Source organism: Sphingomonas sp. UV9 (genome assembly GCF_004101245.1).
GTDB lineage: Bacteria > Pseudomonadota > Alphaproteobacteria > Sphingomonadales > Sphingomonadaceae > Sphingomonas.
Genome location: NZ_SCIN01000001.1, coordinates 1,048,119 through 1,070,508 on the forward strand (window position 1 = coordinate 1,048,119; position 22,390 = coordinate 1,070,508).

At 66.3% G+C, this 22,390-nt stretch carries 21 protein-coding genes and 2 tRNA genes; 12 read left to right on the top strand and 11 right to left on the bottom strand.

Translation table 11 applies throughout. The features are described 5' to 3' along the window. Nucleotides 1–31 precede the first annotated feature (31 nt). Nucleotides 32–415 (bottom strand): MerC domain-containing protein, encoded by a 384-nt coding sequence (locus tag EQZ23_RS04590; RefSeq protein WP_128453221.1) that lies wholly within the window; start codon nucleotides 413–415, stop codon nucleotides 32–34. Nucleotides 416–716: 301 nt separating this feature from the next. On the opposite strand from EQZ23_RS04590, the gene EQZ23_RS04595 reads away from it, so the two are divergent. The 3 genes from EQZ23_RS04595 (at nucleotide 717) to rpsI (ending at nucleotide 2,931) form a co-directional block, all read left to right on the top strand. Next, nucleotides 717–1,769 (top strand): COX15/CtaA family protein, encoded by a 1,053-nt coding sequence (locus EQZ23_RS04595; protein ID WP_128453222.1) that lies wholly within the window; start codon nucleotides 717–719, stop codon nucleotides 1,767–1,769. Nucleotides 1,770–1,894: 125 nt separating this feature from the next. Further along, entirely contained in the window at nucleotides 1,895–2,374 is a 480-nt protein-coding gene (gene rplM, locus EQZ23_RS04600) for a 50S ribosomal protein L13 (RefSeq protein WP_060524218.1), read from the top strand. Continuing rightward, the gene (gene rpsI / locus EQZ23_RS04605; protein ID WP_128453223.1) at nucleotides 2,374–2,931 is read left to right on the top strand and encodes a 30S ribosomal protein S9; all 558 of its coding nucleotides are present in this window, start codon (nucleotides 2,374–2,376) and stop codon (nucleotides 2,929–2,931) included. Before rplM ends, rpsI begins: the two co-directional genes overlap by 1 nt. A gap of 284 nt (nucleotides 2,932–3,215) precedes the next feature. Here the strand turns inward: rpsI and EQZ23_RS04610 are convergent, their stop codons facing one another. Together EQZ23_RS04610 and EQZ23_RS04615 are read right to left on the bottom strand one after the other, a co-directional pair. After that, nucleotides 3,216–4,199 (bottom strand): polysaccharide deacetylase family protein, encoded by a 984-nt coding sequence (locus EQZ23_RS04610; protein ID WP_128453224.1) that lies wholly within the window; start codon nucleotides 4,197–4,199, stop codon nucleotides 3,216–3,218. Continuing rightward, complete coding sequence (locus tag EQZ23_RS04615) at nucleotides 4,196–6,103, bottom strand: histidine kinase dimerization/phospho-acceptor domain-containing protein (protein WP_240663235.1); 1,908 nt, start codon at nucleotides 6,101–6,103, stop codon at nucleotides 4,196–4,198. The genes EQZ23_RS04610 and EQZ23_RS04615 overlap by 4 nt, the downstream gene beginning before the upstream one ends. 197 nt (nucleotides 6,104–6,300) lie before the next feature. On the opposite strand from EQZ23_RS04615, the gene EQZ23_RS04620 reads away from it, so the two are divergent. Next, nucleotides 6,301–6,768, top strand: a complete 468-nt coding sequence (locus EQZ23_RS04620; RefSeq protein ID WP_128453226.1) for an Lrp/AsnC family transcriptional regulator — start codon at nucleotides 6,301–6,303, stop codon at nucleotides 6,766–6,768. Between the two features lie 389 nt (nucleotides 6,769–7,157). Here the strand turns inward: EQZ23_RS04620 and EQZ23_RS04625 are convergent, their stop codons facing one another. After that, nucleotides 7,158–8,450, bottom strand: coding sequence for a hypothetical protein (locus EQZ23_RS04625; protein ID WP_128453227.1), 1,293 nt, complete (start codon nucleotides 8,448–8,450; stop codon nucleotides 7,158–7,160). A gap of 164 nt (nucleotides 8,451–8,614) precedes the next feature. On the opposite strand from EQZ23_RS04625, the gene yaaA reads away from it, so the two are divergent. The 5 genes from yaaA to EQZ23_RS04650 all read left to right on the top strand — a co-directional run bounded on the left by yaaA (nucleotide 8,615) and on the right by EQZ23_RS04650 (nucleotide 13,878). Next, nucleotides 8,615–9,364: a peroxide stress protein YaaA gene (yaaA, locus tag EQZ23_RS04630; protein WP_128453228.1), complete on the top strand. Its 750-nt coding sequence runs from the start codon at nucleotides 8,615–8,617 to the stop codon at nucleotides 9,362–9,364. Beyond that, entirely contained in the window at nucleotides 9,361–10,047 is a 687-nt protein-coding gene (locus tag EQZ23_RS04635) for an SDR family NAD(P)-dependent oxidoreductase (protein ID WP_128453229.1), read from the top strand. Before yaaA ends, EQZ23_RS04635 begins: the two co-directional genes overlap by 4 nt. 285 nt (nucleotides 10,048–10,332) lie before the next feature. Beyond that, a complete protein-coding gene (locus tag EQZ23_RS04640; RefSeq protein WP_128453230.1) occupies nucleotides 10,333–10,617 on the top strand; it encodes a hypothetical protein in 285 nt (94 codons plus the stop codon). Nucleotides 10,618–10,750: 133 nt separating this feature from the next. After that, nucleotides 10,751–13,531: a DNA gyrase subunit A gene (gene gyrA, locus EQZ23_RS04645; RefSeq protein ID WP_128453231.1), complete on the top strand. Its 2,781-nt coding sequence runs from the start codon at nucleotides 10,751–10,753 to the stop codon at nucleotides 13,529–13,531. Next, nucleotides 13,528–13,878: a DUF952 domain-containing protein gene (locus EQZ23_RS04650; RefSeq protein WP_128453232.1), complete on the top strand. Its 351-nt coding sequence runs from the start codon at nucleotides 13,528–13,530 to the stop codon at nucleotides 13,876–13,878. The genes gyrA and EQZ23_RS04650 overlap by 4 nt, the downstream gene beginning before the upstream one ends. A 253-nt stretch (nucleotides 13,879–14,131) precedes the next feature. On the opposite strand, the gene EQZ23_RS04655 is transcribed toward EQZ23_RS04650, so the two are convergent. After that, a complete protein-coding gene (locus EQZ23_RS04655) occupies nucleotides 14,132–15,082 on the bottom strand; it encodes an alpha/beta hydrolase (RefSeq protein WP_128453233.1) in 951 nt (316 codons plus the stop codon). A gap of 41 nt (nucleotides 15,083–15,123) precedes the next feature. On the opposite strand from EQZ23_RS04655, the gene EQZ23_RS04660 reads away from it, so the two are divergent. After that, the gene (locus tag EQZ23_RS04660) at nucleotides 15,124–15,672 is read left to right on the top strand and encodes an alpha/beta hydrolase fold domain-containing protein (RefSeq protein ID WP_128453234.1); all 549 of its coding nucleotides are present in this window, start codon (nucleotides 15,124–15,126) and stop codon (nucleotides 15,670–15,672) included. A gap of 23 nt (nucleotides 15,673–15,695) precedes the next feature. Here the strand turns inward: EQZ23_RS04660 and EQZ23_RS04665 are convergent. Both EQZ23_RS04665 and EQZ23_RS04670 read right to left on the bottom strand, forming a co-directional pair. Beyond that, a tRNA-Arg gene (locus EQZ23_RS04665) sits at nucleotides 15,696–15,772 on the bottom strand. A gap of 50 nt (nucleotides 15,773–15,822) precedes the next feature. Further along, a tRNA-Arg gene (locus EQZ23_RS04670) sits at nucleotides 15,823–15,899 on the bottom strand. A gap of 94 nt (nucleotides 15,900–15,993) precedes the next feature. Between EQZ23_RS04670 and EQZ23_RS04675 the strand changes: the two genes are divergently transcribed. After that, nucleotides 15,994–16,503: a hypothetical protein gene (locus EQZ23_RS04675; RefSeq protein ID WP_128453235.1), complete on the top strand. Its 510-nt coding sequence runs from the start codon at nucleotides 15,994–15,996 to the stop codon at nucleotides 16,501–16,503. A gap of 142 nt (nucleotides 16,504–16,645) precedes the next feature. Here EQZ23_RS04675 and EQZ23_RS04680 read toward each other — a convergent pair whose 3' ends face one another. The 3 genes from EQZ23_RS04680 to hemB are packed head-to-tail and all read right to left on the bottom strand — an operon-like array spanning nucleotide 16,646 to nucleotide 20,433. Further along, nucleotides 16,646–18,850 (bottom strand): fused MFS/spermidine synthase, encoded by a 2,205-nt coding sequence (locus EQZ23_RS04680; protein WP_128453602.1) that lies wholly within the window; start codon nucleotides 18,848–18,850, stop codon nucleotides 16,646–16,648. A 46-nt stretch (nucleotides 18,851–18,896) separates the two neighbouring features. Then, nucleotides 18,897–19,448 (bottom strand): GNAT family N-acetyltransferase, encoded by a 552-nt coding sequence (locus EQZ23_RS04685; RefSeq protein WP_128453236.1) that lies wholly within the window; start codon nucleotides 19,446–19,448, stop codon nucleotides 18,897–18,899. Beyond that, complete coding sequence (gene hemB / locus EQZ23_RS04690) at nucleotides 19,441–20,433, bottom strand: porphobilinogen synthase (protein ID WP_128453237.1); 993 nt, start codon at nucleotides 20,431–20,433, stop codon at nucleotides 19,441–19,443. Before hemB ends, EQZ23_RS04685 begins: the two co-directional genes overlap by 8 nt. A 91-nt stretch (nucleotides 20,434–20,524) precedes the next feature. Between hemB and EQZ23_RS04695 the strand changes: the two genes are divergently transcribed. Beyond that, nucleotides 20,525–21,409, top strand: a complete 885-nt coding sequence (locus tag EQZ23_RS04695; protein WP_128453238.1) for a diacylglycerol kinase family protein — start codon at nucleotides 20,525–20,527, stop codon at nucleotides 21,407–21,409. Between the two features lie 257 nt (nucleotides 21,410–21,666). Here the strand turns inward: EQZ23_RS04695 and EQZ23_RS04700 are convergent, their stop codons facing one another. Beyond that, the gene (locus EQZ23_RS04700; protein ID WP_128453239.1) at nucleotides 21,667–22,311 is read right to left on the bottom strand and encodes a peptidylprolyl isomerase; all 645 of its coding nucleotides are present in this window, start codon (nucleotides 22,309–22,311) and stop codon (nucleotides 21,667–21,669) included. Nucleotides 22,312–22,390: the final 79 nt, after the last annotated feature.

Sequence of the window (22,390 nt, forward strand, 5' to 3'; positions counted from 1 at the left end):
GTAGGATGCCGAAGGGGTTCCAGCAACCCGTTCAGCTATCGGCTCTTCGGTTCAGATCGTGACCGAACGCGAGCAGTCCCACCCCCACGATCGTCCACAACGTTTCGCCGCCCCCGCTATCGTGCGGCAAGGTCATTGCGCCGGCCATGATGCCGAGGCCGAGCGCACCCATCGCCGCGGGCATCATATAGCCGTGGTTCACGACGCCGCGCCCCAATGCCAGCGCACCAAGACCGATCGCGATCGTCAGCCCGACCTCGTGAAAGATAGGATCGAGCAGGAAGCCGCTCGCGGTCGACATCAGCGCGACCAGCACCGAGGTCGCCAGGCAATGCACCATGCACAAGCCGGAAAGCCCGATCGCGTAGCGATCGAGCCCGGCAAAGCGGTGGGTATGGGTGGCCGAAGGCGTCATCGTCCGCCGGATATAGCCCCCTCGACGACAGGATACAACATTACATCGCATTTTTCTTGCGGGGAATTTCCGGGTTTTCAGGCGGGATTACCGCTCAAAGGTCGCGTCATACTGCCAGCGCCGCCAGCTTCTTTCCCGGCGCCCCCTCCTCCTTGCTCTCTCGCGAAGGCGGGAGTCCAGACTGGGCTCCCGCCTTCGCGGGAGAGCAAGGAAATGAAGTGCTGCGGTAGGCCGACAACATGAAGCAACGGCGCATCATGAAGCAATGGCGCCGAGACGCGCAAAGCACTATCTCTCGTCCATGCTTCAACCCAGCGCCGCCTTTCTCACCAAAGCCCGTCCCCGTGCAGTCGCCCTGTGGCTGTACACGGTGGCGGCGCTGATCGTCGCGATGGTCGTCATCGGCGGGATCACGCGGCTGACCGAGTCGGGACTGTCGATCACGCAGTGGAAGCCGATCAGCGGGATCATCCCGCCGCTCAACGATACGCAGTGGCAGGCCGAGTTCGCCGCCTACAAGCGCATCCCCGAATATGCCGCGTTCAACGCCGACATGACGCTCGGCGGGTTCAAGGCGATCTTCTTCTGGGAATATCTCCACCGGCTCTGGGGACGGCTGATCGGCCTCGCCTTTGCGGCGCCGCTGATCTGGTTCGCGGTGCGCAGGCGGATCCCGGCCGGATACGGCTGGCGCTTGTCGGCGTTGCTCGCACTCGGCGCGTTCCAGGGCGCGATCGGCTGGTGGATGGTCGCGTCGGGCCTGTCGGTCCGTACCGACGTCAGCCATATCCGTCTCGCCGTGCATCTGCTGACCGCGCTCACGATCCTCGCGGGCATAGTATGGACCGCGCTCGACCTGATGGCGCTACACCGCAATCCGCTATCGGCCCCTGCCCGCATGATGCCCATCGCGATCGTCGCGCTGGCACTGTTGTTCGTGCAGCTGGTCTACGGCGCGTTCACCGCCGGGCTCGACGCAGGGTACGCGTTTGCGAGCTGGCCGCTGATGGGCGACGGGCTGTTCCCCGCCGACGTGCCAATGGTCAATCCGGCCTGGAGCAACACAGTCGACAACCCGATCGTCGTGCAGTTCATCCACCGCTGGTTCGCGTTCGCCGCTGCCGCAGGGCTCATCTGGCTGGCCGTGAAGGCGACCAAGGCGGGTAGCAATGCAGGGTTCTTCGTCGTCGGGCTGGTCACGCTGCAGATCATGCTCGGGATCGCGACGCTGATGACCGGCGTGCAGATCGATGTCGCCGTCGCGCACCAAGGCAACGCCGCGCTGCTGCTGATAGCGGCCATGTTCGCCGCACACGCCGTCGGCACAGCACCCCGCCAGAAGCAGCGGGTATAATAATACCCGTCAGGAAACCGGCGGAAAGCTTGACTTGAAGGCGCCGTTTCAGCATTAGGCCGGCATTCGCGCTGCGGGATCCTTCCCTTGGTGCGCTTGCATTCAATCTGGAAGGTCTAACGCCCATGAAGGCGCTCATGAAGACCACCAAGTCGGCGAAGCCGGCTGAGGTGGAGAAGCAGTGGCATATCGTCGACGCGGAAGGTCTCGTCGTCGGTCGTGCCGCATCGATCATCGCCAACGTCCTGCGCGGTAAGCACAAGGTGTCGTTCACCCCGCATGTCGATTGCGGTGACAACGTCGTCGTGATCAATGCCGACAAGATCCGCTTCACCGGCAACAAGGCCGCGAAGAAGATCTATTACAAGCACACCGGTTACGCCGGCGGCATCAAGGGCATCACGGCTGCCAAGGTTCTCGACGGCCGCTTCCCGGAGCGCGTTCTCGAAAAGGCCGTCGAGCGCATGATCCCGCGCGGTCCGCTGGGTCGTGAGCAGATGCGCAACCTGCGTATCTTCAAGGGCACCGAGCATCCGCACGAGGCACAGAACCCTGCCGTGCTCGACATCGGCAGCATGAACCGCAAGAACAAGGTGGGCGCATAATGTCCGACAACCGCCAGTCGCTCGCCGATCTCGCGAGCCTGACCAACCAGCCCGCGCCGGCTGCTCCTGCCGAGCAGGCACTGCCGACCAGCGAAGGCGATATCGCAGCGCCGGTCTCGAACGAGCCCGTCCGCGAACCGATGCCGCTGCGCGAGCAGATCCTCGACAAGCAGGGCCGCGCCTATGCGACCGGCCGTCGTAAGGACGCCGTCGCGCGCGTCTGGGTCAAGCCCGGCACCGGCAAGATCACGATCAACGGTCGTGACCAGGAAGTGTATTTCGCACGTCCGACGCTGCGTCTCGTCATCAACCAGGTGTTCGGCATCACCGAGCGCGAAGGTCAGTACGACGTCGTCTGCACCGTCAAGGGTGGTGGCCTTTCGGGCCAGGCCGGCGCGGTCAAGCATGGCATCAGCCAGGCGCTGACCCGCTTCGAGCCGGTGCTGCGCGCCACGGTCAAGTCGGCAGGCTTCCTGACCCGCGACAGCCGCGTCGTCGAGCGCAAGAAGTACGGCAAGGCGAAGGCCCGTCGTAGCTTCCAGTTCTCGAAGCGCTAAATTCGCTTTCAGTACCTGCGTATCGAAAGGGCGGTCCGGCAACGGGCCGCCTTTTTTGGTTTGAGGGCTGCAGGACTCTCCAGCACGGTCATGATTTCGTCGAACGAAGCGTCGCGGATGCCGCAGCAGTCGAACTCGGCGAGCATTCTGCTAACAAGACATGGACACGCCGCCGGGCCCGGTTGTCGTGCAAGCGTCTTGTTATCCCGCGAAGGCGGGGGCCCAGTCTGGGTCCCTGCCTTCGCGGGGAAACACTCTACGCCTATCCCGGAACGCCACCGTCTTCATGCCAGCGCGGCGATGATCTCGTCGAGCGAGGCGTTGCGGATGCCGCGGCGGTCGAGGTCGCCGAGCATTGTCGTCCACCAGGCATGGAAGCACTTCAGGTCTGCGGCGTCGCGGACGTAGGGCGTGTGGCCGGGCGCGAGCGAGGGCGAATGGAAAGACAGGTTGAGCAGGCGGAGCCCTTCACCCACCGCGACCGCGACCGCTTCGAGCGCGGCGGCGATCGGCATGCCCTCGGGCGTCAGCGCTATCCGCGACAACAAGCGCGTGCGCGCGAACGCTCCCCTGCCCTTCGGCACGCGGCCTAGAGCACGGTACAGTCTACTGCCGCCCGATCGCGCGTGGCCGGTGAAAACGGTGGTCAGCGGCAGCTCGACGATGCCGTTCGATCGATACGCCCCCGCATCCGCCATCGAGAAATCCGGACCGCCATCGCTGCGATAGTCGTAACCGGGACGCACCGAGCTATCGATCCGGTAACCAAGCGCGGCCAGCAGTTCGAGACTGTGCGGGCCGATGCCGTAACGACCAGCGCGATACGCGCGCGGCGAACGCCCGAACGCCGAAGCGATCGCCCTCGTCAGCGTCTTGAGCTTGGCCGCCTCCAATTCACGCGGCAGGTTGCCCGCGTAGCTCGCCGTCGATGTCGCCGCCCCCTCGAACGGCGGATTGACCCAGGCGTGCAACTGCGTGCCGATCTCCGACCGCCCATCCTCGACGACGCGCGACAGGATCGCGCCCGAAGCGGGATCGGTGGCGATCGGGTGGTCGACCATGCAGTTGAGCGCGACGCCGCGCTCCGCGAACCGGCGGTGCGCATCGGGGAATGCCACCATCGCGGTCGTCGCGCGGTTGCGAGAATCGAGGGGGGCGCGCCAGTCGAACTCTTCCTCGACATCGACGAAGACGGTGAAGCGGGTGCCGAAATCGTCGGGCCAGACTACCCGCTGCGCATCGGCCGGCCGCGGGGGGCGGTAGGTCACCGCTGATCGTCGGCGGTGCGCTCCGCTTCCGCGACATCGACGACGGGGCGCTCGGCTTCCGCGACATCGGCGGCGGGAAGTTGCAGCGTGAGGCGTTCCGCGCCGATCTGGAGGACGCCGCCAAGTTCGACCGCGAGATTCTGCGCGAGACGCAGTGCAAAGCCGGTGCCGAGCAGCGGCGCGCCGTCAGCCTCCTGCTCGGCGTCGATGCTGAGCAGCACGTCGGTCGCATGCGCGGCGAGCGCGGCGGGGCGGTCGAACTCGATCGTGATCGTGTCGGCGACAGGCCGCACGACGATCCCGAGTTGTTCGCCCTGCCGCCCGGCCGACACCAGCGCCGCGAGCAGGCGGCCGACCAGCCGTTCGACCGCGCGATCGTCGCCGCGGACAGCGCAGTCGCCTGCGGGCATCGCCGCGGACAGGCTCGCCCCGCGCAAGGTGGCGAGCGGCTGCAAATCCTTCGTGACGCGGTCGAGCAATGCACGGACCGGTACGGTCGTCGGTCGCAGGTCGAGCGCATGGCCTTCGATTCGCGCGGCAGTATCGAGATCGTCGATCGCGGCGAGCAGGTCGCCCGCCTGCGTGCGGATCGCCGAGGCACGGTCGCGATAGGTCGGCGAGACCGGCCCCAGCAACTGCGTCTCGATCAGCTCGGCGAACCCGGCGATCGCGTTGGTCGGCGTGCGCAGTTCGTGGACGAGCTGGCGAAGTGAATCGGCGACGGGCGACGACGCACGCACCGGTGCGCGCGCCGGGTGCGCGGTCTCGTCGCGACGCGGGCGGCGCGCGGTGCCGCGAAAGCCGATGAAGCGGCCGGACGCGTGTTCGAACGCGGGCACGCCCGACAGCCGCCACGATCCGAACGCGTCCGACAGGCCACCGACTTCGAGCCGCGCGTCGCTGAACCGCGAGCGGCGACGGAACGCCCCTGCCGCGACGCCGTCGAGATGCGCTTCGCCCTGCTGTGCGGCATAGGCCAGCGACACGCCGACCAGTGCCGAGCGGGCGACGCCATCGACCATGCGGATGACGCCTTGGGCGTCGGTCTCGAACCGGAAGCTCTCGATCTCGGCGGCAGTCGGCGTCGGCGTGGCCGCTTCGGCGGTGCGGTCACGATTGAACGCCTCGATCCGCGCGACGAGATCGGAAATCTCGAACCGGTCTGCGGGCGTAGGTTCGCTCGGCTCGACGACGGGAGGCTCGCTCTCGGCCAGCTTGGCATGGCGAAACGCCTCCGCGACGAACGGCAGGCCGCGCGCGACCGCGCCAAGCGCCATGAACGGGGTTTCGCTTAGGGGGGCGGTGTAGAGGGGCGGTTCGGACGCATCGGTCGGAGGCGTCTCAACGGGGTCCGGTTCCACCATTCCGGCAACCGGCTGTTCGAGCACAGGCGGCTGTTCGAGCACGGGCGGCTCTTCAATAGGCAAAGGCTCGGCAGCGACCGGTTCAGCACGCTCGGCCTCGACCGGGACGTCGGGTTGCGGCAGCACGAAGTCGACCGAACCGAAGCTCTGCAAACCACGTTGGACCGATGCCGGCAGGTCGCGGCGATGGCGCAGCACAGAACGACCCGCGGGGGTCAGGCGCGGCAGGATTGCCAGCCATTCGTCAGGATCGAGCCTCGCGGTCCGCAGCACCGGTGCAGCGATCGCCAGCGCATCCTCGGCAAAGAACGCGACCAGGTTCGCATCGGGCCGGGCAAAGGCGAGCGCGCGAGCGCTGGCGGCGCGGACCTCGACCGGCACCGCCTGGCGTAACAGGCGTAATCGCGCGATAGCCGGTTCGTCGACCACCGTCCGACCGCGCCCCATCAGGTCCACCAGTTGACGCCACGCGGATTGCGCGCCGAAATCGGTGGCCATGTCGGCAGCGAGGATCGTCTTCAGGCTATCGTCGAACCGCACATCGCTCCCCGGTTGCCATGGGCCTACCATGCTCTCCGTACCGATTCCTTAACGTCGCCGCCCTAGCGACGGAACAGCGCATTTCGGCCGGACGGGAGGTTCGTCGCATAGTGGGACAATTGCGTTTCGCCGCAACAATCTTATCGCTATGAGGAATGAATCGCTTGGTTTGCGATGCCTATCGGGAGTTGCGTGAAATGAGTTTTGACCGGATCGATCGGCAGATCCTGTCGCTGTTGCAGGCCGACGGTCGGATGACCAATGTCGACCTGGCCGACCAGGTGGGCCTCACCGCACCGCCGTGCCTGCGCCGCGTCCGCGCGCTCGAGGAGGCAGGCGCGATCCGCGGCTATCACGCCGATCTCGATGCGGGCCGTCTGGGCTTCCCGATCACGGTATTCGCGATGGTGTCGCTGCGCAGCCAGGCCGAGCACGACCTCGCCGCGTTCGAGCATCATATCGCGGATATTCCGGAAATCCGGGAATGTCACATGCTTAACGGCGAGATCGACTTCATCCTGAAGATAGTCGCGGCCGATCTGAAGAGTTTCCAGGAGATCCTGACGACACACCTGACGCCCGCACCAAACGTGGCCAGCGTGAAGACGTCGCTGACGATCCGGACCGCGAAGGCGCTGTCGGGGATACCGGTGGTGGTGGACTAGGCTTGGCGCTTGATCCTCCCCCGCAAGGGGGAGGTGGCTGGCGCTTGCCAGACGGAGGGGGCGGTATGGGAAACCGCTGTTCCGTGCACTCCCCCTCCGACGCCTTCGGCGCCACCTCCCCCTGGCGGGGGAGGATCGAGGCGGCTGGATGTCTTTTTTGCTCCTCCCTGGAAGGGAGGGGGCGGGGGTGGGTCGGTTTCCGCGAGGTTCAAATCTCGCCGACACGAGCCGGCCTATCCACCCCCTGCCCCTCCCTTTCAGGGAGGGGAGCCTGACAGCTCTCCCTTTCAGCGGGTAGTTCGAGACGGCATGCTTGGCGGACGACACCTCAAACGAAAACGGGGCGGCATTGCTGCCGCCCCGTTTCCTTTCGACAAAGACTCGATCGCTTATGCGGCCGGTGCACCAAGCCAGGTGTTCCACAGGCCGGCAACGTCGGCCTTGGGCGAACCCTTGACCGCGGCGAACGCGGTTGCTGCGCCGGCCTTGTCGCCCGAACGGGCGAGCGCGATGCCCATGTGCAGGTTGACGTCGTCTGCGTCGACGCCGCCCTTCTGCAACGCCACGCGGTAGAGTTCGACCGCCTTGGCGTAATTGTTCTGGCCGAGGTACGCGTCGGCGGTACCGGCGGCGAGCTTGCCGTTGGCGGCGGTCGTTGCACGCTTTTCGAGACCCGCAAGCGGGCCGTCGGCAGCGATGTTCTTGGTCGCGTCGGCAAGCAGACCCTTGGCCATCGTGTTCGACGCCGGGATCTTGCCCTGCGCCATGCCTTCCTTGAGCACGGCCTGGGCTTCGCTCGGCAGGCCACGACGGTTCACGCTATCGGCATATTGCAGATAGTCGGTCTGGTCGGCGAGCGAGTTGGTCGCGCGCATCAGGCGGAAGATATCGACCTTCTGCGCTTCGTCGAGCGTGATCAGCGCGTTCTGCTGGATGCCCGACAGGATCAGCACGTCGCGCCAGTTCTTCGCGGACGGATAGGCGGTGATCCACTTCTTCAGCCACGCCATCGTGTCGGCGTTACGCTTCGCGGCGTACGACTTGGCGATCGCATAGCGGTAATATTCCTCGGGAGCCTTCTGGCCGGCCGCGGTCATCTGCGCGATGCTGGCGTCGAGATCGGCGGTCGCACCGGCGACGTCGCCGCTGTCCATCTTTGCCTTGATGATCTGCAACGACAGGTTCGGATCGGTGTAGCCGAGCTCCTTCGCCTTGGCGAAATACTGGAGCGCGATCGGATACTGCTTGCCGTTGAAGGCGAGCGCGCCACGGCGATACGCGTAGCGACCGCGATCGGCAGCGGGCGTGGCCGGATTGGCGATCAGCGCATCCAGCGGGCCGGCGAGCGTCGTCTCGTTGATCGGTGCGTTGGGGTTGGCGGTCTGTGCCGCAACCAGCTTCTCGTTCTCGAGCTGATAGCGCAAGGCCGCGCCGATATACTTTTCGTAATCGGTCTTCGCGGCGGCATCGATCTGGTCGATCGCAGTCTGCGCACCGGCGTAATCCTTGGCGGCAAGCGCGGTCTGCGCGGCGACACCGGGCTTCTGGACTTCGGGGCTCAGCTTCATCGCTGGCGCCGCATCGGCCTTCTTATCCTTGGCGAACGCGGGCGCCGACAGCGCGAGGCCGCTCGTGCCGGTGGCGAACGCCGCAATCAGTGCAAGCTTCGAAATGGTCTTCATGCGGAAACTCTCCCTTTGCGTCGGCCCCCCTCAGGTTGGCGGCGCGCGACGACGCTATATGATCCGCCATGCATACGTTCAAGCGAGCGGCTTGGATCCCGCAGATGTGCGATTGCGCGTGAACGGCAATTGAACGCGCCCCCCGCCATAGCTAGATCGCGGCCATGATCGCTGTCCTTTCGCCCGCCAAGACGCTCGATTACGAGAGCCCGCTGCCCAAGCTCAAGCCCACCACGCCGCGGTTTGCCGACGAGGCCAAAACGCTGGCGCATGCCGCGGCGCATCTGACGCAGAAGAAACTGTCGGAACTGATGCATATCTCGCCCGCACTGGCGAAGCTGAACGCCGACCGGTTCCGCGATTTCGACACACTGCCCGAGCGGCCGGCGATGTTCGCGTTCGCTGGCGACGTCTATACCGGGCTGGAGGCGAAGACGCTCGACGAGGCCGCGGTCGATTACGCGCAGGATCATGTGCGGATGCTGTCGGGGCTGTACGGGTTATTGCGTCCGCTCGACAAGATGCGGCCTTACCGGCTGGAGATGGGCACGCGCTGGGCCCCGCGGAAAACCAAGCTGACCGACTGGTGGGGCGACCGGATCGCCAAGCAACTCGCCGACGACGTCGAGGCCGAGGGGTCGGGCACGATCCTGAACCTCGCCAGCCAGGAATATTGGGCGGCGGCTGACGGCAAGCTGCCTTCGTCCATACGGGTCGTGGCGATCGATTTCCGCGAAGGCGAGGCGCAGAAATTCGTCAGCTTCCACGCCAAGAAAGCGCGCGGGATGGTCGCGCGGTGGCTGGTCGAGCACCGCGTCGACGACATCGAGGGGATCAAGGGCTTCGACAGCGATGGCTATGCCTATGACGCGGCGGGCAGCAGCGACGCGCAGTTCCGGTTCGTCCGCAAGTGAGCAGCGCGGTCGTCATCGGCGCCTCGGGCGGCATCGGCAAGGCGCTGGAAGAGGCGCTGATCGAGGAAGGCGCGTTCGACGGCGTCTTCGGTTTCTCGCGATCCGATAGCGGCGATCGTCATCTTGATCTGGAAGACGAAGTGAGCATCGCCGCGGCGGCGAAGCGCGTGGGCTCGCCGACCCTGGTGATCGTCGCGACTGGATTGCTCCACGACGGCGACAAGGGCCCCGAAAAATCGATGCGCGAGCTCGACCCGGTCTGGATGGCGCGCAACTTCGCGATCAACGCGATCGGGCCGGCGCTGGTGGCCAAGCATTTCCTGCCGACGATGCCCAAAGCGGGACGGATCGTGTTCGCGGTGCTGTCGGCGAGGGTCGGGAGCATCGGCGATAACAGGCTCGGCGGCTGGTACGGCTATCGCGCGTCGAAGGCGGCGTTGAACCAGCTGGTCCGGACGATCTCGATCGAGGACAAAAGGCGCAACTCGAGCGGCATCGTCGTCGGGCTGCACCCAGGTACGGTCGACACCGGCCTGTCGAAGCCGTTCCAGGGAAATGTAACGCCGGGCAATCTGTTCAAGGCCGACCGTGCGGCGGTACAGTTGCTCGACGTGATCGACGGGTTGCGGGCACCGGACAGCGGCAAGCTGTTCGCATGGGACGGGGTCGAGGTCACGCCGTAGCGGGTCGGCCGCCGTTTCTCTCCTAACATCCGTTTCCCACCCCCCCCACTTTCGTCACCCCAGCGAAAGCTGGGGTATCCCTCGTGGCGGGCGACGTTAGCCAAACGCGGAGATCCCAGCTTCCGCTGGGATGACGGGCGCGGGGAGCGATATCTCCTCTACGCCTTCGGCTCCCTCCAACCCACTCTCATGACGCAGATTTCACCTTCCTGCCACGGCGCCGTCAGGTGCCCGAGCTCACTCTCCTGCCCTCGTCCACCAAGGCCGAAACGAGAGGATACCAGCATGAAGAAGTCCCTCCCCCTCGCGATCCTCGCTGCGAGCGCGCTGTTCTCCGGTGGTGCCGCAATCGCCGCGACGCAGGCAAAGCCGATGACCGTCCAGCCCAAGACCGTCGCGAGCCACACTACCACCACCAAGACCACGACGCCGATGGGCAACACCAAGATCGCCAAGCGCACCACCACGGTCAGGAAGGGCCGCATGGTCACCGCCAAGCTCGCGAACGGAAAGACCGTCACCTACAATTGCGCGCTCGCCGGCAACAAGACCAAGGCCGCCTGCAAATAACCCCGAATTAGCGATGAAACCCTTCTCCCCCCTCGTACGTAGGCGCGTGCGTACGCGTGCGCGGGGGTAGTAAGCAGCCGACCCCTCGGCTAAGGTGTGTCATCATACCGACACAAGCCGAAAGCCTTCAGATTTGACCGACGAGACCATGCTCGCCGAACCCACCGGCGGCGAGCCAGCCGGCATCGCCACGATCTCGATCGTCGACGAGATGAAGTCGAGCTATCTCGACTATGCCATGAGCGTGATCGTCGCGCGCGCGCTGCCCGACGTCCGCGACGGCTTGAAGCCCGTCCATCGCCGTATCCTGTACGGCGCGCACGAGAGCGGCTTCGTCGCCGGCAAGCCCTACCGCAAGTCGGCGCGTATCGTCGGTGACGTGATGGGTAAATATCACCCGCATGGCGACAGCTCGATCTACGACGCACTGGCCCGCATGACGCAGGACTGGTCGATGCGCGTGCCGCTGATCGACGGTCAGGGCAACTTCGGCTCGATGGATCCCGATCCGCCCGCAGCGATGCGCTACACCGAGGCGCGTCTCGGCAAGGTGGCCAACGCGCTGCTCGGCGATCTCGACAAGGACACGGTCGACTTCACACCCAATTACGACGGCTCCGAGCGCGAGCCCTCGGTGTTGCCCGCACGCTATCCGAACCTGCTGGTCAACGGCGCGGGCGGCATCGCGGTCGGCATGGCGACCAACATCCCGCCGCACAATCTCGGCGAAGTGATCGACGCGTGCCTCGCGTACATGGACAATGGCGCGATCACGACCGAGGAACTGTTCGAGATCATCCCCGGTCCCGACTTCCCGACCGGCGCGATCATCCTCGGCCGTGCGGGCGCCAAGTCGGCCTATGAGACCGGCCGCGGCTCGATCATCGTCCGCTCGCGGCACATCGTCGAGGAGGGCAAGGGCGATCGCCGCTCGATCGTGCTCACCGAAATCCCGTTCCAGACCGGCAAGAACGGCTTGGTCGAGAAGATCGCCGAAGCCGCCAAGGACAAGCGCATCGAAGGCGTCAGCGACATTCGCGACGAGTCGAGCCGGATGGGCGTGCGCATCGTCATCGACCTGAAGCGTGACGCGACCCCCGACGTGGTGCTGAACCAGCTCTGGCGGCACACGCCCGCGCAGTCGAGCTTCCCCGCCAACATGCTCGCGATCCGCGGCGGCCGTCCAGAGCTGCTCAACCTGCGCGACATCATCGGCGCGTTCATCACGTTCCGCGAACAGGTCATCACGCGCCGCTCGAAGTTCGAGCTCGCCAAGGCGCGTGACCGTGCGCATCTGTTGCTCGGCCTCGTCATCGCGGTCACCAACCTCGACGAAGTCGTCAAGATCATCCGCGGATCGTCGAGCCCCGCCGAAGCCCGCGGCAAGCTGCTCGCGCGCGAATGGCCGGTCGAGGAGATCGCGCCGTACATCGCGCTGGTCGAGGCGGTCGAGGACAAGCAGCAGGAGGGCATCTACAAGCTGTCCGAGCCGCAGGTCCGCGCGATCCTCGATCTCCGCCTGCACCGCCTCACGCTGCTGGGCCGCGACGAGATCGGCGACGAGCTGAAGGCACTAGCCGCGACGATCGGCGAGTTGCTCCACATCCTCGGCGACCGCGCCAAGCTGTACGAAGTGATGCGCGGCGAATTGATCGCGATCCGCGACGAATTCGCCACCCCGCGCCGGTCCGAGATCGCCGCCGCCGCCAACGGCATCGACGACGAGGATTTGATCGAGCGCGAGGACATGGTCGTCACCGTGACCATGCAGGGCTATATCAAGCGCACCAGCCTCGACACGTTCCGTGCTCAGGCCCGCGGCGGCAAGGGTCGCGCGGGCATGTCGACCAAGGACGAGGACGTCGTCACCGAACTGTTCGTCACCTCGACGCACACCCCGGTGCTGTTCTTCTCGAACCTCGGCAAGGTGTATCGCTACAAGGTCTGGCGCCTGCCCGAGGGTGGCCCCGCCACGCGCGGCCGGCCGATGATCAACCTGTTGCCGCTGGCACCGGGCGAGACGATCTCGACCGTGCTCCCGCTGCCGGAGGATCTGAGCGAGTGGAGCCGCCTGCACGTGATGTTCGCGACGCAGCGCGGTACCGTGCGCCGCAATTCGATGGATGCGTTCACCAACGTGCCGTCGAACGGCAAGATCGCGATGCGCTTCGAGCCCGGTGAAAACGGCGAAGGCTCCGAGGACAAGCTGATCGGTGTCGCCTTGCTCAGCGAGCATGACGACGTGCTGCTCGCGACCCGCCTCGGCAAGGCGATCCGCTTTGCCGGCGACGACGTCCGCGAGTTCCAGAGCCGCACCTCGACCGGCGTGCGCGGCGTGACGCTGAAGGGCGACGACGAGGTCATCTCGCTGTCCGTCCTCCACCGTGTCGGCGCCACGCCCGAGGAGCGCGAGACGTATCTCAGATTCGCCCCCTGGAAGGGCGAGCGCGAGGGCGATCACGGGATGGGCGACGAGCGCTACAACGATCTCAAGGACCGCGAGCAGTTCATCCTGACGGTCTGCGAGAACGGTTACGGCAAGCTGTCGAGCGCCTATGATTATCGCCGCACCGGCCGCGGTGGGCAGGGCATCACCAACATCGACAACATCGCGCGCAACGGCCCGGTCGTCGCGAGCTTCGCCGCGGCAAAGGGTCATCAGCTGATGCTGGTCACCAACCAGGCCAAGCTGATCCGCACGACGCTCGCGTCACTGCGCGTCATCAGCCGCAATTCGGCGGGCGTGAAGCTGTTCGACGTTGCCAAGGGCGAGGTCGTCGTCTCGGCCGCGCGGATCGAGGAAACCGAGGACGAGGCCGAGATCAACCTGGCCGACGCAACCCCGGAGATCGCACCGGATACCGGCGCGACGATCGGCGACGACACGGCCGCAGGTCCGGAGGACGGCGAGTGAGCCGCGATCCGATCGCCTATAAAGTGCTGACCGGCGCGGAGCTGGCGACGCTGGAGAGCGGCAGCTTCGCGGGCGCGCCGGTGGATCTGGCCGATGGCTATATCCACCTCTCGACCGCCGAACAGCTGACCGAGACCGTCGACAAGCACTTCGCCGGCCAGTCGGACCTGCACGTCGCGGCGATCGATCTCGAAGCGCTCGGCGGCGACGTGAAGTGGGAAGAATCGCGCGGCGGCCAATTCTTCCCGCACATCTATGGCGGCCCGCTGCTGCTGGAGACGGTGCTGTCCTACGGACCGCTCGAGCGCGATGATGCGGGCAAGGTTAAGCTCCCGGTCGCCGGGTAATACGCGCCCAAAGATTGTTCTCCCGCGAAGGCGGGGCCCCAGACTGGGCTCCCGCCTTCGCGGGAGAACAAGGAAGGTGTGCGTCGTTACAGCGTGGCGTTGTCGACTATCCTGACACCACCCCGGCGAAGGCCGGGGTCCAATCGGGGACCGTCGCTAACGGAGCGCTGTCCTCAGTTACATCGACCTTTCCAATTGGGCCCCGGCCTCCGCCGGGGTGGATGTGTTTGGGTGTGCACTCTCAGGCTACGCATCACCCCGCCGCGAACGCAGCCCGCACGAACCGCGCGCAAGCCTCCGGCGCAGTGATCGGGATCATATGGCCGCCTTCGATCGTGTCGATTTTGGCACCCGGTATAACCGCCGCCGTCCGGTGGCCATGCCAGGCCGGATCGAGGATCGCATCCTGGCGCCCAAACAGAATCCGCGTCGGCACGGCGATCTCGGCATAGCGCCCGGTCATCGCAGTCACGTTGTCGTTCGCCCCCGCAAGATCCGCCGCAGCCGCCGCGATCGCGATCGGTCGCGCCGAGAGTGCACCCCCGCCGCGAGTCACGAAATCCTCCGGCACCGCTTCGGGTGCGAACACGCCTTCAAGGGTTTTTGTGGCGGTTAGCCGGCTCAACGGCGTGCCGAGCACCTGCGCGAACGCCAGCCGCGCGCTTGCCGGAATCCGGGCCAGCCCGCGGAAACTGTCGGGTACCTGTTCCATCGGCTGGGTAAGCGGTGCAATCAGGGCCAGCGCGCGGACCAGATGCGGATGGTCGAGCCCGACGGCGAGCCCGATCGCGCCGCCGAGCGAATGGCCGACGAACAACGGCCGATCGAGCCCGAGCTTCTGGATGAAGTCGGCAACGATCGCACCCTGCGCGATAATCCCCGGCGTCGTGTCACCGGTCGCAACCGAATAGCCCGACCCCGGCCGATCGACGACGATCACGCGGTATTCGTCCTTGAGCAGATCGACGAGCGCGTAGCTGAAGTTGCGCAACTGGCCGCCAAGGCCGTGGACCATGACGATCGTCGGGCCGCTGCCAACGTCGATATAGTGCAGCCGTGCGCCCGCTACGTCGAGGAAGCGCCCCTCCGCCGGCACCAGTTCCTCGGCGCGCCGCGCGACCCGGCTGGAATAGAGCGACAGCCCGATCCCCGACATCGCCGCCAGCACCGCGCCACCAATCAAGCCCTTGCCCGTCCGCTTCATCACGATCTCCTTCAAATCCGTTGTGGCCCGAACGCGCGGCTATGTCCAAAGTCCCAGCGTGCGTGGCGGAACCCGTCGTAACCGTCGAACGTCCGATGCGCGAAGGAGACATCGACGCATCGCGAATCGTCGTGTCGGGCGACAGCATCGGCGGGACGCTCGCGGCCGCGCTCGCTGCACGCACCGTTGCGGAAAACGGCCCTGCGCTGAGTGGCCAGATACTGCTCTACCCGAACACCGACCTGCGTGGCGACACCGACTATCCATCCCGCAAGAGCGAGAACGGCAACATTATCGACGCGACCTCGCTGGAACGGCAGATCGACCTGTACCTCGCCTCCCCTGAACCGCAGACCGATCCGCGCGCGTCACCGGTGCTGGCAGACGACGTAGGCGCCCTGCCCCCGACCTTGCTCGTGACATGCGAGAACGATCCGTTGCGTAACGAGAGCGAGGCCTATGGTCGCCGCCTGCGCGAGGCCGGCGTCGCGGTCGATCACCAAGCGTTCGACGGCATGACCCACGCCTTCCTGCAGTTCGGCGGACGGACCGGCGCGACTTCGCGGCTGCTCGGTCGCATCGCCGCGTAGCTGAAGGCCCGATGATAGAATAATGGTGCACCCAGAGCGATTCGAACGCCCGACCCTCAGATTCGTAGTCTGATGCTCTATCCAGCTGAGCTATGGGTGCATCGCCGTCCCGTGTCCGGTTCGACAAGCCCGCTATGAAGCGGAAAATCCTGGTGCACCCAGAGCGATTCGAACGCCCGACCCTCAGATTCGTAGTCTGATGCTCTATCCAGCTGAGCTATGGGTGCACTGGAGGGGCGCTGATAGCAGGCATTTTCGGAGGCGCAAGGGTTTGCCGCGAGAAAGTTGTGCGCGAGCGCCGGCCGGCATAGAGCGGCGGACATGAAACACGCCTTTTCGCTCCGCTTCGCATCGTTCGCGCTGGTTCTGGCAACCGGCGCGTGCAGCAAGGATCCGGACACCTATCCGTCGCTCGGTCTCCGCCCGGTCGAGAAGCTCGGGTTCGCGGAGCCCGAGGTGAAGGCGGCGGTGGCGGCGCCAGACCCCGCGCTCGACAAGGATATCGCGGCGATCTCGGGCAAGCTCGACGCGGTCACGACGGGCTTCACGCGCGATGCGGCAAAGGCGGAGGCGCTGGCCCGGTCGGCGCGCGGTGCGGCAGTCGGCAGCGATGCATGGATCACCGCGCAGACGGCGCTGGCGGGGCTCGACGACTGGCGCGCGCAGAGTTCGTCGCTGGTGAGCGATATCGAGGCGCTCGCGACCGACCGTGCGGCGAAGCTCCAGCCGGAGTATCCCGCGCTCGCGACGATCCGGGCAAAGGCGCAGGCGGAGACCGATCGCCAGAGCGCCACGATCAGCCGTATCCAGTCGAGTATGCCCGCAGCGTGAGTGCGCCCTTCTAATCCTCCCCCGCCAGGGGGAGGTGGCTGGCGCTTGCCAGACGGAGGGGGAGGTAAGCGACCACGTCTGTTCCGTGTCCTCCCCCTCCGTCGCTTCGCGCCCCCCCCCCTGGCGGGGGAGGATCGGGGGCCTAGAATCCCTTCAGCAACGGCAGGATCGTCGAGTAATCGTCGGTCCACGCCGTGAAACCCTTGCGCGGGGCCAGCGGGGTCCAATCGCGGTCCTTCGCGCGCAACGCCGCGATGCCGCGCGGGTCACGCGACAGCGCCACCCAGTCCGACGCCGAGGCGCGGTCGACGAGGAGGCTCGACGGGCGGTATTTGATCTCGACCGCGATCCAGCCGCCCTCCTGCGCCGCAGCCGCGATCACCGGTTCGAGGTCGATGAACCGGTTCGAGATATGCACCAATAACAGCCCGTCGCGCGCCAGCACCCGCCCGTACGTCGCGAACGCCTCGCGCGTCATCAGGTGCATCGGCACAGAATCCGACGAGAACGCATCGAGCGCGAGCAGATCGAGGCTGTTGGTTGCGTCGTGCGCGAGCGCCACGCGCGCGTCGCCCATCCGGATATCCGGGTTCGGCAGGCACCGCGACAGATAGGTGAACTGGCCGGTGTCGCGCGCGATCCGGACGACCGCCGGGTCGATCTCATAGAACCGCCAGCGCTGACCGGGCTTTGCGTAACACGACAGCGTACCCGTCCCGAGCCCGACGACGCCGATCCGCGCGTGCGGGCCGTACAACCCGGTAGCGGCCTGCATCGCCTGCCCGACGCCAGAGCCCGACGCATAATAGGTGGTCGGCGTCCGCTCGCGTTCCAGCGAACCGCGCAGCTGGAGGCCGTGCACGGTCGTGCCATGATCGAGCTCCCGCAAACCGCCATTGGGGCCAGGCTCGTCGCGGATGGTATAGACACCGAAATAGCTCCGCACCCGCGCGCCCGGATCGATCGAGAGCTCGAGACTGCGATACCCGCCGAAGAGGACGAGCGCTCCTGCCAGCACGATCATGTACGGCATGCGGGCACCGATCACGGCAAAGCCCAGCGTGGCGATGACGAGGAAGTCGAGGCCCTGCCGGCTCTCGCCGAACACGCCGCTGGGGTCGGTAATCCGCAGCCCGGCGACGATCGCCATCAATGCGGTGATGCCGGCAAGCGCGATCCACTTGGTCCGCCCCTTCGCCATCCAGAGAGTGCGAAACTGGCCGACGAGATACATTTGCGGCACCAGCGCGCCCGCCGCCAGGATCAGCAGCGGATATTCGTAGGTCCAGTCGAACACCACCGGCGCCACCAGCGCGGCGAACACCCCGCCCAGCGCGCCGCCCGCCGACATGGCGAGGTAGAAGCCGGTCAACCGATCGGGCGCGGGGCGCTTGCGGTACAGCGTGGTGTGCAGCGCGACCGAGATCATGAACAGCAGCACCAGCGCGATGCCGGCGCTGAAGAACGGGCGCGCGTTGACGCCGCCCATGATAATCCCGCCGAACAGCAAAATCGTGATCGGCGCGATCCGCGTCAGCAGGTCGGCAAGCCAGCGGTCGTTCGCGAACGCCACGCTGAAGCTCAGCAGGTACAGCCCGAGCGGGATCACCCACAGCAGCGGCATCGCGACGATATCGGTCGTGATATAGGTCGAGGTCGCCAGCATCATCCCCGACGGCACGAGCGCCAGCGCGATCCAGTGCGCAATTCGTTTGGCGCCCGGCGGCGCGCTGGTGGCGGCGACGTGATCTACCGCAGCGGTCTTCGGCAGGCGCGTGGCGCAGGCGAGCACCAGCACGATCAGCAGCAGATAACCGCCGCTCCACAACAGGCTCTGCCCGTGGACCGCCATCAGCGGCTCGACCAGCAGCGGGTACGCGATCAGCCCCGCGAAACTGCCGAGATTGGATGCTGCGTACAGCGCATAGGGATCACCGCCGCCGCTCGCTGCACTGAACCAGCGCTGGATCAGCGGCGCCTGCGCGGAGACCGCAAAGAACAGCGGCCCGATCGACAGCCCGAGCAGCCATGGCACCCAAAGTGCCGGCTGGGCATCTGCCGACGGCGCCATCGCGACCAGCCCGATTGGCAACCACAGCACTGCGACGATCAGCACGCCGAGATGGATCGCCGCCTGCGCCCGCGGCCGCATCCGCCCGAGCCAATGCGCGTACGCATAGCCCGCGAGCAGCAACGCCTGGTACACCAGCATCGCCGAGTTCCACACCGCTGGTGCACCGCCGAGCCGCGGCAGCGCCATCCGCGCGACCATCGGCTGGACGAGGAACAGCAGGAACGATCCGGTCAGGATCGTCGCCACGAACATCGTCCGGCACCAGCGCGCCATCAAAGGCTCGGGCGCAGCGGAATGCCCGTGCGCAGCCAAATGGTTGTCAGACATGGGTGGGACGGTCGATTCTGTAGAGGATATGGCGCTTTAGCGGGCTGTCTTCCGCGACGGAGGGATGGTCGAAATCACCGTCGCTCACCCGCCACATGCCGAGCTTTTCCATAAGCTGCCAACTCGCGATGTTGGTATGCACGGTGATCGCGACGACGTGATCCGTACCGGGCAAGGTCCAAGCATGGGCGAGCGCGGCCCGAGCGGCCTCGAACGCATAGCCCTGCCCCTGATGCTGCCGTTCGAAACGCCAGCCGAATTCCATGCTGCCCTCGATCGGCATGCCTGCCTTGGCTGGCTTGATACCGCATATGCCGATCAGCATGCCGTCCGATACGCGCTCGACAGCCCAGCCGCACGTACCATGATCCTCGAAGGCGCCGCGCTGCCGCTCGAATGCGCCATCGTCCTCGGCGCGCGATCGCAGCGGGCCGAGATACCGCATCGTGTCGGGATCGTTGCCCAACGCGTGAAACGCGTCGCGATCCCGCTCGAGCCAAGATCGCAGGACCAGTCGCCCGGTCTCGATCCGGACCTCACCCATTCAGCAGCTTCGCCGCATGCGCCGCGTGGTACGTCAGCACGCCCGAGCAGCCGGCGCGCTTGAACGCCATCAGCGTCTCCAGCACCATCGCGTCGCGCTCGGCCGCCCCGGCCGCGACCGCATGCTCGATCATCGCATACTCCCCCGACACCTGGTACGCGAACACCGGCACCTCGAACGCCTGGCGAACGCGGGCGATGATGTCGAGATACGGCAGGCCGGGCTTGACCATCACCGTGTCGGCACCCTCGGCCAGGTCCATCGCGACCTCGCGGATGGCTTCTTCGGCGTTGGCGCTGTCCATCTGGTAGGTTTTCTTGTCGCCCTTCAACAGCCCGCGTGAGCCGACCGCATCGCGGAACGGCCCGTAGAACGCGCTGGCGTACTTGGCGGCGTAGGACATGATCTGCACATTGTGGTGCGAGTCCGCCTCCAGCGCGCTGCGGATCATGCCGATCCGGCCGTCCATCATGTCCGACGGCGCGATGATGTCGGCACCCGCCTTCGCCTGGTTCAAGGCCTGCGCGACCAGCATTTCGGCGGTGGTGTCGTTGACGACATAGCCCGCCGCGTCGACCAGCCCGTCATGACCGTGGCTGGTATAGGGATCGAGCGCGACGTCGGTCAGCACGCCGATTTCGGGCACCGCATCCTTCAGCGCGCGGATCGCCTGACACATCAGATTGTCGGGGTTGAGCGCCTCGCGCCCGTCCTCGGTGCGCCGCTCAGGCTGCGTGTACGGGAACAGCGCAAGGCACGGGATACCCAGATCGCGCGCCTCGCGGCCCCGCGCGACGATGCCGTCGACCGACCAGCGCGATACGCCCGGCAGGCTGGCGATCGGTTGCTCGACGCCCTCCCCGTCGGCGACGAACAACGGCCAGATCAGGTCGGCGGGAGTCAGCACCGTCTCGGCGTGGAGGCGGCGGCTCCAGGCGGAGGCACGCGTGCGACGGAGGCGAAGCGCGGGATAGCTTGCGGTCATGCGCGGGCTTTGCGGGATGCGCGCGGGCCAATCAAGCGTTACGGGTTGAGCGTTACGGGTGCGAAACCGCATTCCGTGCGTTGGGGTGCTCATGCCGAACGATACGATCACCTCCGCCGCGCTCGTCGTCAACGCCAAGTCGCGTAAAGGACAGAAGCTGTTCAAGCGCGCGTGCGCGGCAATGTCGGGACTGCCGTACGAGGTCGACGCACACGCGGTCGAGGATCCGAAGGATCTGGAGGCGACCGTGCTACGGGCGCTGGCGAAGAAGCCCGACCTGCTGATCCTCGGCGGCGGCGATGGCACGGTCAGCGGGCTGGTCGACCTGATGGTCGGCCATGACGTCATCCTAGGCGTGCTCCCGCTCGGCACCGCCAACAGTTTTGCGCGCACGCTCGGCATTCCGCTGAACATCGAAGGCGCGGTCGAGGTGATCCGCACCGGCAAGCCGCGCCGCATCGATCTCGGCATGATCGACGGCGATTATTTCGCGAACTGCGCGGCGATGGGCATCAGCCCGAAGATCGCCGCTACCGTGCCGCACGGCCTGAAGAAGGTGTTCGGCAAAGTCGGCTATCTCACTTGGGCGGCCTACCAGTATCTCCGCTTCCGCCCGTTCACGCTGATCGTCGGCGAGGGCCCGACTGCGGTGAAGATCCGCGTCGTCGAGGTACGAATCTCGAACGGGCCGTATCACGGCGGCACCGAACTGGTGGATGCGGCGGCGGTCGATTCGGGCGAGATCGTCGTGCAGGCGGTGATGGGCCACGTGAAGCGCCGGCTCGTGCAGAACTGGGTCTCCAGCGTCTTCCGCCTCGACTCGCGCCATGAAAAGGTGCGCGATTTCCGGGGGAAGAGCCTGAAGATCAACACCATCCCGCCGCTACCGATCTCGATCGATGGCGAGGTGCTGGCGCGGACGCCGGTGACGGCGAAGGTGGCGGCGGGGATTATCCGGGTGATGGCGCCGGCTTGAAAGGACGACGACGTCTGAGACTAGCGCCACCGACCGCACACTGTTGTTCTCCCGCGAAGGCGGGAGCCCAGTCTGGGTCCCCGCCTTCGTGGGGAAACAAATTGGGAAGGGTTACCCATCCCCAACACCACCCCGGCGAAGGCCGGGGCCCAATTGGGGGCCGTCGCTAACGAAGGGTGCGCACCGTTACTTCAGCCTTCCCAATTGGGCCCCGGCCTTCGCCGGGGTGGAAATTTGGGGCGATGTAAGGTCTTTCCCTACTTAACCCGCCGCACCGTCAAGACCCGCACCGGCGCCGCGATCATCTGCCCCTTCATCACCCCCAACCCCGCATTCGGCGACGTCGGCGCAGCGAGGATGCGTTTCACCACGTCCATTCCCGCGACGACATGCCCGAACGCCGCAAACCCATCCTTGTCGCCGCGCCCCGATGGGTCGGCATCGAGCGACAGCACCGGTCCAACGGTAATGAAGAAATCCGCCGTCGCAGTCCCCGGCGCAAACCGCGCGAGCGAGATCGTCGCATCGACGTGCGACAGCCCCGTCTGGCTGGTCGGCTCATGCTTCACCGGCGGCAACAGTCGCTTCGCCTCACCCTGAGGCCCGCCCTGGATCAGTCCGGAATCCGTGCCCAGCTTCATCGCGCGGTAGAAGGTCACCCCGTCCAGCCGCTTCTGGTCGACGTACCGCAGGAAGTTCGCGGTCGTTAGCGGCGCGCGATCCTTCTCCAGCGCAAGCGTGATCGGCCCCTCGCTGGTCGTCATCACGATCGAGACGGTCGCCGCCGGCACGGCCGCGACCGGGGCGGCAGGCGGCGTAACCGCGGGGACGGTCACGGTCTGTGCCAAAGCGGAAACGGCACACAAGGCAGCAAGCGCCGCGCTCAGGAATTTGAAGGTCATGCCACAGGCTAGCCGCTCGCACGCACTCTGTCAGCCGGACCCGCCGCAAATTGCCGCCGGCAAAGTTTTGCTTGGGTTT